Below are 12,152 nucleotides of genomic sequence, written 5' to 3'. Positions count from 1 at the left end.
ATATTTTAAAAACCAACGGGGGAAACAGGCCGCATGATCCACCTTAAAACCCCCGTTTCACTGTCTACCATATTGGGTCCACTTCATGGTTCCTTACAATATTTCGTAAAGTCCTATATTATGCATAATCAATGGTAAGTTTATAAAGCTCAATCAACTTTTAAAAAGGGTTTATAAGATGGCAAAAAAGGTTGCCTCCGGCGACAGAAAAAATTTAAAGATAATTTTTACCGGAGGTGTCAGCGGTTTTGATGAACTCTCGTGGGGATTATCGAACGCCCTTAAAGACAGGGTGGATATTGAATCTTATTTCCTCTCTTTCAATGAAAAGAACCGCCACTTATTTAGATCAAAAGGAGTGCCCGAAAAGAATATTTTGGAGCTGGATCTCATAAAGTGGAGAGATGAGGAAATAGACATTGAATATATCAAGAAAATAGAAGAAAAGTATGGAGAACCCAATTTAAATATCTTTTGGCCGAGCGTGAGGAGGGCTGAAAAATTCAGCCATGAAGAAGAACTAAAGATGTTTCAATGCTACACTAAGTTGTATGAGTCGATATTTGGAGAGATCAAGCCGGACTTCATTGTCAATTACGGTGTTGCCTCACTTTCCCTGGTCGTTTTAAACAGGGTGGCCGAAGTCAATAACATACCAAACTTGATCCTGTACAACTCAAAGGTTCCAGATCGCTTTGTCATTCATCGTGGATTGAAAAATCAGTGGCAAAAGGTTGACGATGCCTTTCGCGAATTGAAAGAGAAGGGCTTGAAGGAATCCGAGAGAAAAACCGCTTCTGAATTCTTGAGTGCGTTCAGAAATAAGGGTCTTTTTGTAACCTATGCAAATCTGAATATAAAAAGGCAGAAGAGCATAATTCCGAGAATAAGATCTCTTTTGAGATTGTATTATCAGATTTACAGATTCGGTCTTTTCAAGACTTCACACCTCAGGGAGAGAAATATATTTATGCCGTTCGAATACACTTTTGACAGACTTAAAGTTGAGACGAGAAGAAGATTGGTAAAGAAGCTGAATATTTTTGACAAGCCGAACTATGATGAAAAGTATGTATTTTTCCCGCTTCACGTTCAACCCGAGGCGTCCACACTCGTTTGGGCCCCTTTTTTCCTCGACCAGATTGAAATAATAAACAATATTTCAAAGAGCGTTCCCATAGATTGTTTTGTATACGTAAAAGAACACCCGGCAAATATCGGGCGGAGAAAGCTTGAATACTACAGGGAATTGAAAAGGAACGCCAACGTCAGGCTTTTATCGCCGTGGGAAAATACCCAGGATCTAATACTAAATTCTTCAATAGTAATTACGATTACGGGGACTGTGGGATGGGAGGCGATCATCTGGGAAAAGCCGGTCATTACATTGGGCAACGTCTTTTATAACACATTTGACCTTGTCAAACACGTAACGGATTATACGAAGATGCCGTTTGTGATATCCGACACAATCAAAGATTACATGCCCGACAGAGAATTGCTGCTAAAATATATCACCGCAAACATAAAAGAATCATACCTTGGGATACCCCTTGCACCCTATAATTGTAATCACTTTTCGATGAGCGAGGAGAATCTGAAGAACCTTGCAAACGGTTTGGCGAATCATATCGATAAATATTATCGCAAGCTGGATTTAACTCCCGCTTAAAAAGGAGCACAAATTTTGTATCTATATGTCCGCGTGCCGATGAAGGAAACCCGGGAAGGGAGGATAAGGTTCCGATCAATACTGTCAGGCAATGAGTTTTTTATGAATCGGCACAGCCAAATGGGATTAATGATGCTTTCAGTGACGGATTTGGGAAAGACAACGATAATATTAGGCATGCCGAATAAATCTAAATTTTTTTTGGTTTTCTTACATTTCCGAAGTGGCTTGCATCAAGAAGGTTAATTATTTGAAATACCTTTTTTCTGTCATACAAAAGATTTTTTTATGACGCCAGTATATTTTGGGAAATGAAAAGGGAAAAACGATTCGATGCAAAAAAAATTTTGATGGTCAGCAGGATTTTGGACTCTAAAGATCCGGTGGGCAGCTTTACCCAACGATGGGCGGAGGTGTTGGCGGAAAAGGTGGATTTTCTCTACTTCATATGCCTAGAGGCTTACGATGTGACCGTTAGATCAAAGAATTTCAAGCATTTCTCCCTTGGAAAGGAGAAGGGGTACGGCAGGGTCAGACTCCTATTTAACTATTATCGTCTATTGTTTAAGTTGATGGGGAAGGTGGACGGCTTTTTTGGACACATGAATTCGCTCTATTCCATCCTGGCTGTTCCGGTTGCCTATATATATGGGGTCAAGGTAATCTCTTGGGTGGCCCATATGAATATAAATAACACGATTAGGCTCAACTCATATCTGTCAAACGTTATGGTCACCGCTTCCGAAGAGAGCCTGAATATAGATTCCAGAAAAAAGAGGGTCTTGGGCCATGGTATAGATGTTGTAAAATTTTCAAGGGATAGTAAGATCAAGAGGAGAAAGAGGATCGTCACGATAGGGAGAGTGACCTCCGTTAAAGACAACGAAACGCTCATAAGGTCTATTCATCTCATCGCGGACACGCTTAGGGAAAGGGATTGGAAGCTTGAAGTAATCGGCTCTTCTCCCACGCCCGAAAGCAAGGAATACAGGGAGAAGTTGCTTAAATTGGCGGATGGTTTAAAAATCTCGGATTTGGTCGATTTTCTCCCCGAAGTATCAAACGACCAGGTTCCGGGAATTCTAAACGGAAGCTCGGTATTTGTAAATATGCAGTCAAAGGGGGGTGCGGGCAAGGCGGTCTTGGAGTCTTTGGCCACAGAAACAATCACAGTATTGTGTACCGACACATTTAACGATCATCTTGGGGAGGAGCTGACCGAGTATCTGATATACAAACCAGGAGACCCGAAAGACCTCGCAGAAAAGCTGAAGAATCTGATCGAATTAATGGAATTGGATGAGAACAAGGCTGTGGAGATAGGAAGGGATTTGAGAGACATCGTCGTGAAACACCACAACCTCGACACGTTGATGGAAAAGATTTTATCTCTGTACTGATTGGTTAGAAATGTCGCAAAATATAGAAAAAATAGATAAGAGGATTTTTATTGTGGGGTGTTCCCGGTCAGGGACGACACTCCTCCAGGGGCTTCTGGCGGGTCACCCCCGTATCCACACATTCCCGGAAACGTCGTTTTTAATAAATACTATCGGGATCAAGAAGAGGCCACTTGCGTATCTGGGATTTTCGACGAAGAGGGCCCACTGGGCCATGGAGCGTTTTTTAAGAAGAATCGGAAGAGAAGACATGATGGTTTCATATCCCAAAAGGCCTATATTTATAAAAAGGGCGATAGGGTCTTTCATCTCGATTCTTGATAGACTTGCGATAGAGGCAAAAAAGGATATCTGGGTTGAGAAGTCCCCTATGCACATACGGTTCATCCCATTTATCGAAAAATACGTGAGTGATTATTCGATAATTCATATTATTCGTGACGGCCGTGAGGTGGTGGCCTCCATGTACGACAGGTCTTTCAAGCTACCGGAGTTTTTTTATAAACAGAGAAACCCGAAATACAACGTCAGGTACTGGAACAGATACATCAAGGTATCGAGAAAGTATATAAACAAGCCAAAACACTATTTTGTATTCTATGACCAATTGATAAAAAACACCCGATCAACCATGAAATCCTTATGCGAAAAAATCGGGATACAATATAGTCCAAGAGTCGAGATTATGACGGAAACCGCAAAGGAGCTGTTGGAAATTAGTGATTCGGCCTGGTATGGAAAATTGGAGTCTCCGAAAATGCTGGATTCGAAATTTCAAAAGCACTTTAATGAAAAGACCCAAGACGAGATAACAAAATCTCTCCATCTTGAAACCATAGCGGAGATGAAAAGACTGTACGGCTTGGATATTTAAAGAGTTGAATCCGCAAGACGAGGTTAATGCCGAGGCCACAAGAAGTGCTCTATTGACTTACCAAGTTTTTCAATATCGACCGGTGATTATGAAGAGAAATAATCTGAACGTCCTGCTCCTTGGACTCGACAGGAACGTCCCCGAAGATACAAACAGCCCCTCCTACAGGCGTCTCAAATCGTACTCGGAGGGGATCGCCTCCCTCTCCTTTGTGGTCTTTTCGCTTGCGGGGGAGGACTTTAAAAAATCTTCGGATAAAGCTTTTTACGTATATCCCACAAACTCCAAGAGCAGGCTCCACTACTTCAGGGACGCCTACATTCTCTGCAGGGGGATCATCGAGGGGGAAAGAAAGATCGACATGGTCGCCTCCCAGGACCCCTTCGCCACGGGACTGGTTGCATATCTGGTGAAGAGGAGGTACGGGATGCCCTGGGCCTGCCACGTACACGCCGACTATCTGGAAAATCGCTACTGGCTCTCCGAAACCGTTTTTAACAGGATTCAGAATATACTCGGAAAATTTCTAATAAAAAGGTCGGACGGCGTCCGCGCCGTAAGCAGTCTCATAAAAAAAAACCTGATCGACATGGGAATGGACAAAGACCGCGTCTTTTACGCAACGCCGGCTGTCGAAACGGATCTGATCCCGAAAGACGCCCCGGACAAACCGCTTCTTAAAAAGAGGTACGGGCTTGAGGGGAGGAGGGTGCTGCTGTTCGTCGGCAGGATAGACAAGCAGAAAAACCTGCCGATGCTGCTGGCGGCATTTAGGTCGATAAAAAAAAGACACGGGGACGTAATCCTCTTATGCGTAGGCGGGGGAAAGATGGTAAACGAGATGAGGGATATGGCCGCAGACCTCGGGGTGGAAGGGTCGGTTCGTTTTACGGGCCCCCTTCGCTTCGACGACCTGATAGACTACTATTCCCTGTCGGACATATTTGTTCTCCCGTCTAATTACGAGGGGACTGCAAAGGTTTTGAAGGAAGCGGCTCTTGCCTCTCTCCCCCTAGTCTCCACGATGATGAGCGGAGCCGACGATGTCATAGTCGACGGGAGGAGCGGCTTTTTGGTGCCGGTCGGTGATGCCGAGGCTTTCTCGGAAAGGGTGATGGAGCTTCTCGAAAATCCAGAGATGGCCGAAAAGATGGGGAGGGCGGTAAAGGAGCGGGTTCTGAGGGAGTTCAGCTACGAAAAAAGCATTATCGATATAGTCACAACGTGGGAGAGGATTTACAATCTGAGCAAACACTCTTCGGTATAGAGGGATGCTTACGAAAGATTTGAACGTGCTGATAATTGGTCTGGATAAAGACATGATCCGGGACAGGGAAAACCCCACCTATCGCCGCCACAGGGCCTACGCGGACGAAGTCTCCTCCCTCTCATTTATAGTATATACTTCCAGGGGGGAAGGGTTTTCGGAAACTCTCAATGGAAACTTTTCGGTATACCCCACAAACTCCGCTAATAAATTGACCTATTTTCTTGATACGCTTAGGTTGGGGAAGGGCATCATAAAGGAGAAGGGGATCGACGTTGTCGTGACTCAGGACCCCCTCGCCACCGGGCTATGTGGTTATATATTGAAAAAGAGGATCGGTATCGTTTGGGTGTGTAACGTCCACGGGGACTATATCGACAATCCCCACTGGCTGGTGGAATCCCCTGTAAACAGGGTAAAGAACTTCGTCGGGAAATTCATGATAAAGAAGGCCGACGGCCTTCGCGTGGTGAGCAGGTTGATACGGGAAAAGATGGTAAGGCTCGGCATTGCGCCCGAAAGCGTCGTTCATGCTACGCCGTCGGTCGATCTGGACAAATTCCCGGCCGGAAAATTCAACAAGGACGGTCTGAAGGAACGCTACGGCCTTAAGGGAAAGAAGGTAATATTGTTCGTGGGGAGAATCGAAAGGGAAAAGGAGATACCCCTCCTCCTTGAGACGATGAAGAGGCTCAAAGACGAGCTTCCATCCGCTCGCTTGGTGGTTGTCGGGAGAGGTTCCCTTTTGGACGAGATGAAAAAGACTGCAGGGAGCCTCGGAGTGGACGACAGGGTCAACTTTACCGGCCACCTGCCGTTCGAGACGCTGACAGACTACTACAGGCTCTCCGACGTCTTCGTGCTGATATCGTACTACGAGGGAACGGCGAAGGTACTGAAGGAGGCGGCGATGGCGGAGCTTCCAATAATAGCCACAGACGTCAGCGGCTCGGGCGAGGTTGTGATAGACGGCAAGAACGGCTACCTGATCCCGGTGGGAGACAAAGGGGCGCTTTACCGAAGGCTGGTCGAGCTCCTCTCTGAAGACCGAAAGGCCGAGAGGATGGGAAGGGCCTCAAAGAGGCACGTTGAGGAGGCCTTCAACTTCAAGAGAAACGTCGGTGAGATAGTGGGCGCCTGGGAGAAAATATACAGTCTGAGGAGAAAGATTTAAATCGATTTGTAAAACTAATTTTGATTGAGATTTTTTGAAATCCGAGAAATCTTTTCTACCGTTTTGAAAGCCTCTGTAGAAAAGATTGACTGGATGATTCTTTTATGATAAATTTTTAAACCAGGAATCTTTAGATGTAACGAGAGACAGGTTAGGTTAAGAGTATTGAATATCCTCATTTCCAATGACGACGGAATAGACGCCCCCGGGATCAAGAAACTGGCCGAGAAATTGGAGGAGGATCACGAGATATTTATTGTAGCCCCCACCGATGAAAAGAGCGCATCCAGCCACAGCCTTACGCTGAAGAGACCCCTGACCGTTAGACAGAGATCAAATAACTACTTTGCGGTGGATGGAACACCGGCCGACTGCGTCAACCTCGCCGTGAACTCGATCCTGAAGAGAAGGCCCGATCTCGTCTTGTCCGGAATCAACCACGGCGCAAACCTCGGCGAAGACATCTTCTATTCAGGGACGGTCTCCGCGGCGATGGAGGGACTCCTTCTGGGGGTCCCTTCCATAGCGTTCTCCTTCGAGATGAGAAACAGCTCGGACTTTGCGCCCGCGGCGGAGTTTGCGTCAAGACTCATCAAGTACGTTCAGAAGTGGGGATTAATGAGAGATACGGTGCTCAACGTCAATGTTCCGGACAGGATAATAGAGAGGGAGACGATATACATGATCACAAAGCAGGGAAGGAGGATATACAGCGGCGCCGTGGAAGAGAGGACGGATTTTTCGGGCGTGAAGTTCTATACGATTGGATCAAAGGAGATTAAGGTTGAAGAGGATTTAGACTCCGACTTTTTCGCCGTGAACAGCGGTTATGTCTCTATAACGCCGCTACATCTCGATCTGACAAACTACTCCTCAATAATGGAACTTAAGGATTGGAAGGTTTAGACAAATACGAAAAGGACAGAGTGAAGATGGTCAAAACCCAGATCGAGTCCCGGGGGATAAGGGACCCGAAGGTATTGAACGCCTTTCTGACCGTGAAGCGGCATCTCTTTGTGGAGGAGGCGTTGAGGCCCCAATCCCATAACGATTATCCCCTCCCCATAGGGAGCGGCCAGACCATCTCCCAACCCTACATCGTGGCCCTGATGACGGAGGGGCTTGATCTCAAGGAGGATGACAGGGTCCTCGAGATAGGCACCGGGTCGGGATACCAGACGGCGATCCTCGCCGAGATCGCAAAGGAGGTCTACTCGGTAGAGCGCATCAAGGAGCTTTCAGAGAGGACGAAGAAGCTTTTGAAGGAGCTCGGTTACACAAATATCGAGATAAAGGTCGATGACGGAACCACGGGATGGGCGGGTAAAAGCCCCTTCGATGCGATTATCGTGACCGCGGCATCGCCCGATATCCCAAGACCGCTTACGGATCAGTTAAAGGAGGGAGGCAGGATGGTCATACCGGTGGGGGGGAGGGCATCCCAGGATCTCATAAAGGTAATGAAAAAAAAAGGAAAGCTCGTTAAGGAAAACCTGGGGGGGTGCAGGTTCGTAAAGCTGATAGGAGAATACGGATGGCGGGATTGAATTTTATTTTCGACTTGGCCAGAAAGTCGTACGACTGGGTTCTCCACTGGGCCGAGACCCCTTACGCCGCGTGGGCCCTCTTCATACTGGCCTTCGCCGAGTCATCCTTTTTCCCGATACCTCCTGACGTCCTCCTCATCGCGATGGCGATATCGATGCCGAAGAGGTCGTTCTATTTCGCATTAATATGTTCAGTGGCGTCGGTCTTAGGCGGGGCGTTGGGATACCTGATAGGCCTGAAGTTCATGGAGGTCATCGGGTTTTCGATAATTGATTTCTACGGCTACCATGAGCAGTTTTTCAAACTCCAGTCTCTCTTCAAGCAGTACGACGTCTGGGTTGTGGGGATGGCGGGCTTTACGCCCATTCCCTACAAAGTCTTCACTATCGCGTCGGGAGCCTGCGATTTGAACTTTGTCAAATTTCTGGCGGCGTCGATAGTCAGCAGGAGCGCCAGATTTTTCTTGGTCGGAACAATGATATACATCTTCGGAGAGCCGGTAAAGAGCTTCATAGATAAATACTTCAACCTCCTGACGATACTCTTTTTCGTCCTGATAGCCCTCGGTTTTTTGGTGATAAAGTATTTGTTTTAAGTGTAAAATATGGCTATACAGATCGCGGTCGTGGGCTCCGGCACGGAAGACAAAAATACAAACGAGCTTGCAAGAAAGGTGGGGGGTGAGATAGCGAAGAGGGGGGGCGTCCTGGTATGCGGGGGACTCAAGGGGGTAATGGAGGCGGCGGCCATGGGCGCAAAGGAGGCGGGAGGAACCACCCTGGGAATCATACCGGGCGACGACCCGAAAAGCGCCAACAAATACATAGACCACGTTATCGTCACTGGGATGGGACATGCGAGAAACGTCATCGTCGTCAAATCTGCGGACGCTGTCGCAGCCCTTCCCGGTGGGCCGGGGACATTGAGCGAGATTGCCCTTGCCCTCAAGATGGGAAAGCCCGTGATATGCGTGGGCGGATTTGCCCCGTGGGAGACGATCGATGGGGTGAAGTCAATCAAATCGCCGGCTGAGGCGGTAAAATATATCTTTGAGAAACTAAGTAAGAAATTACGATGAAAAACTGGTACGGAATAAAAGCTGTCTCCCTGGTTTTCCTGATGTCGCTTCTCGTAACACTGGGAGCCTGTGTGACGGGGCCGGGGGTCTACCATACCGTCAAGGAGGGGGAGACGCTCTGGAGAATATCGAAGACCTACGGCGTCGAGATGCAGACCATCGCCGAATATAACGAGATATACGACCCAAACCTTATCTATAAAGGGCAAAAGCTCTTTATCCCCGGAGCAAGAAAGACCAGGGAAGTAAAGGTATATCCGGGCGAAAAGAGTGTCGGGGAGATAAATGTCAAAAAGGGATACTTCGGCTGGCCCACGGACGGACTTGTATACTCCCTCTTCGGCGTAAGGTGGGGCAGGATGCACAAGGGTATCGATATATCGGGACATTCCGGCACACCTATCGTGGCCCCGAGGGAGGGAAAGGTGTCCTTTGCCGGGTGGAAGGGGGGATACGGCAATACGGTTATCATTGAGCACCCGGATAATTTCAAGACGCTGTACGGCCATCTGAATGCTATAAAGGTAAAGGCCGGGGATACGGTCAAACTGGGGGATGTTATCGGGCTTATGGGGAGCACCGGGAAATCGACCGGCCCGCACCTTCACTTCGAGGTCCACAAAGACGGGGTGGCGAGAAATCCGCTTTTTTTTCTGCCGTGAGCCGTGAGATAGATATTTTATGTATATTGTAAAGCTAAAAGAAACGATAGAGGCCGCAAGAGGGGCGAGACCACTTGATCTCATGCTCAAGGGTGGAAGTGTCGTAAACATAGTTACGGGGGAGGTCGAAAAAAAAGACATCTTGATCTACCGCGACAGGATTGTGGGAGTGGTGGACGGCAGCGAATCAAAAGGATACAGCGCCAAAGAGGTGATTGACGTCAGCGGTATGTACCTCACTCCGGGCTTCATAGAGAGTCACGTCCACATAGAAAGCTCCATGGTCACTCCTTCGGAATTCGCCAGGGGCGTCCTCCCCAGGGGCACGACAACGGTGATCGCCGACCCCCACGAAATAGCAAACGTCATGGGAACCGAGGGCATCCTCTTCATGGCGAAGGACGCCGCAAAAACCCCCATGGACATATATTTCTCCCTACCTTCGTGCGTGCCTGCAACGGAGATGGAGACATCGGGGGCAAGGCTGACATCAAAGGAGCTGGAGTCCCTTATCGATGAGCCCTGGGTAATAGGCCTTGGGGAGGTGATGAATTTCCCAGGGGTGATCAATGGAGAAGAAGAGCTGTTAAAAAAGATCAAGCTTGCAAAGGAGGCGGGAAAGGCGGTGGACGGCCACGCCCCACTCGTTTCCGGAAGAGATTTGACTGCCTACCTCGCGGCGGGTATAGGCTCCGACCACGAGTCGTCAAGGTACGAGGAGGGGAAGGAGAAGCTCGAAAAGGGGATGTTTCTCATGATACGGGAGGGGAGCCATGCCAAAAACCTCGAAGACCTCCTGCCCCTCATAAACGAGAAGAATTTTCAATCTGCAACATTTGTCGCCGATGACATCGATCCGAACGATATAATAAACAGGGGACATATCGACTACTTCCTTAAAAAGGCGGTCTCGTTGGGACTGGACCCGACGATAGCCGTAAGGATGGTTACCCTGTCCCCCGCGTCCTACTTCGGCCTTTCCGAAATCGGTATCCTGGCGCCTTCAAAAAGGGCCGATATAATCGTCCTTGAAAACCTAAAGGATTTCAACGTCAAGATGGTCTTCAAAAACGGAAGGCTCGTAGCCGATGAAAAAGGGGCGATCTTTGAAAGAGAGGAACAACACTACGATACGGCTTCTACCATGAACGTTTCCCTTGTCGGCGTTGAATCTATCAGAGTCCCTTGGGAGGAAGGGGAGGCGAGGGTAATCAAGATAGCCGAAAATCAGATCATCACAGATGAAATCCACCTGAAACTCAAAGCCGAAGACGGCTTTGCCGTCAGCGATATTGAGAGGGACATCCTGAAAGTGGCGGTATTCGAGAGACACAGAGGAACTGGAAACATCGGACTCGGTTTTGTCAATGGATTCGGTTTGAAAGAGGGCGCCATAGCCTCATCTATAGGACATGACTCCCACAATATAATCTCCGTCGGGGTGGCCGACGACGACATATACCTTGCTGTTAGGCGTATAGTGGAGCTGAAGGGCGGCCAGGTGATTGTCAAAGGGGGCAGGGTAGTCTCGGAGCTTCAGCTCGAGGTTGCCGGGCTTATGAGCCACCTGCCTCTCATCGAGGTGGACAAGAGAATTGAAAAGAACCTTGAGGAGTCCAAGAATGTCGGTTGTGCCATAGACACTCCCTTTATGATGCTGTCGTTTTTGCCCCTGCCGGTGATTCCTAAATTAAAGATCACCGATAAGGGTCTTTTTGATGTGACCGAGTTTAAAATCGTACCCCTATATTTATAATAAAGAGGTTCTTGTTTCAACATTACTCTTGACAAAAAGCCGTTAAGCTGATATTTTTATTCTTTTAGGTTTGTAAATATTGCCCTCGTAGCTCAGGGGATAGAGCATCGGATTCCTAATCCGGGGGCCGCACGTTCGAATCGTGCCGGGGGCACCAAAAATTTCAAGGGGATTAGAGGAATTTCTAATCCCTGATTTTATATATAGTATGAAAATATGTCACAAAAGGAAAAAAGGTCATAAAAGACAAAAAATGGTCTGCTCTAACAGATTCATTAAAATAAATTAATTAAGATAATATTGATAAAAACATTTTTTCCATTGACACTAATTACTAATAATGATACTTTAAAAATGGAAAATATGAAGAATATCAACATATTATAAACGCCACAGGCATTATGAAAGTTCGGCCATCCGAGGTGTCATGTATAGAGTCCGGGGTGTCATGTATAGAGAGAGACGGAGATTTTCTTTGTGGATGGGATTATTTAAGAGGGATGGTTATTTATAAGGATTGGTTTTTGGAACGTTTGTTATTTTCACGGCAGGATACTCAAGTTGGAGATTTAGGATCTTGAGCGATATTTGATACTTGACAAGGAAAACCTATTTCTCTATTATCCTGAAGTAAAAGGGCGTGAGGTTAAAAGAGTCGAAATGTATTATTACCTTTTTAATTTTGCTTCATAAAAAACAAATTAAAAAGAGATAAATATAT

11 protein-coding genes and 1 tRNA gene are annotated in these 12,152 nt (G+C 47.1%); all 12 read left to right on the top strand.

The features are described from left to right. Window positions 1-178: 178 nt before the first annotated feature. Entirely contained in the window at window positions 179-1,672 is a 1,494-nt protein-coding gene (locus tag JW984_16295) for a hypothetical protein (GenBank protein MBN1574757.1), read from the top strand. Window positions 1,673-2,037: 365 nt separating this feature from the next. Next, window positions 2,038-3,072 (top strand): glycosyltransferase family 4 protein, encoded by a 1,035-nt coding sequence (locus tag JW984_16290; GenBank protein MBN1574756.1) that lies wholly within the window; start codon window positions 2,038-2,040, stop codon window positions 3,070-3,072. A gap of 52 nt (window positions 3,073-3,124) precedes the next feature. Then, window positions 3,125-3,946, top strand: coding sequence for a sulfotransferase (locus JW984_16285; GenBank protein ID MBN1574755.1), 822 nt, complete (start codon window positions 3,125-3,127; stop codon window positions 3,944-3,946). 88 nt (window positions 3,947-4,034) lie between these two features. Next, window positions 4,035-5,213, top strand: coding sequence for a glycosyltransferase (locus tag JW984_16280; protein MBN1574754.1), 1,179 nt, complete (start codon window positions 4,035-4,037; stop codon window positions 5,211-5,213). Window positions 5,214-5,217: 4 nt separating this feature from the next. Continuing rightward, the gene (locus JW984_16275) at window positions 5,218-6,387 is read left to right on the top strand and encodes a glycosyltransferase family 4 protein (GenBank protein ID MBN1574753.1); all 1,170 of its coding nucleotides are present in this window, start codon (window positions 5,218-5,220) and stop codon (window positions 6,385-6,387) included. A 165-nt stretch (window positions 6,388-6,552) separates the two neighbouring features. Continuing rightward, on the top strand, window positions 6,553-7,293 hold the full coding sequence (gene surE, locus JW984_16270) for a 5'/3'-nucleotidase SurE (GenBank protein MBN1574752.1): 741 nt from the start codon (window positions 6,553-6,555) through the stop codon (window positions 7,291-7,293). Beyond that, window positions 7,281-7,934 (top strand): protein-L-isoaspartate(D-aspartate) O-methyltransferase, encoded by a 654-nt coding sequence (locus JW984_16265; GenBank protein MBN1574751.1) that lies wholly within the window; start codon window positions 7,281-7,283, stop codon window positions 7,932-7,934. Before surE ends, JW984_16265 begins: the two co-directional genes overlap by 13 nt. Further along, entirely contained in the window at window positions 7,922-8,530 is a 609-nt protein-coding gene (locus tag JW984_16260; GenBank protein MBN1574750.1) for a DedA family protein, read from the top strand. Before JW984_16265 ends, JW984_16260 begins: the two co-directional genes overlap by 13 nt. 9 nt (window positions 8,531-8,539) lie before the next feature. Then, window positions 8,540-9,013 (top strand): TIGR00725 family protein, encoded by a 474-nt coding sequence (locus JW984_16255; GenBank protein MBN1574749.1) that lies wholly within the window; start codon window positions 8,540-8,542, stop codon window positions 9,011-9,013. Further along, the gene (locus tag JW984_16250) at window positions 9,010-9,675 is read left to right on the top strand and encodes a peptidoglycan DD-metalloendopeptidase family protein (GenBank protein ID MBN1574748.1); all 666 of its coding nucleotides are present in this window, start codon (window positions 9,010-9,012) and stop codon (window positions 9,673-9,675) included. Before JW984_16255 ends, JW984_16250 begins: the two co-directional genes overlap by 4 nt. A 19-nt stretch (window positions 9,676-9,694) precedes the next feature. After that, window positions 9,695-11,431, top strand: coding sequence for an adenine deaminase (gene ade, locus JW984_16245; GenBank protein ID MBN1574747.1), 1,737 nt, complete (start codon window positions 9,695-9,697; stop codon window positions 11,429-11,431). Window positions 11,432-11,512: 81 nt separating this feature from the next. Continuing rightward, a tRNA-Arg gene (locus JW984_16240) sits at window positions 11,513-11,588 on the top strand. Window positions 11,589-12,152 lie beyond the last annotated feature (564 nt).

It is taken from the genome of Candidatus Zymogenus saltonus (genome assembly GCA_016929395.1).
Classification (GTDB): domain Bacteria; phylum Desulfobacterota; class Zymogenia; order Zymogenales; family Zymogenaceae; genus Zymogenus; species Zymogenus saltonus.
This window is presented reverse-complemented; position numbering and strand designations above follow the sequence as displayed.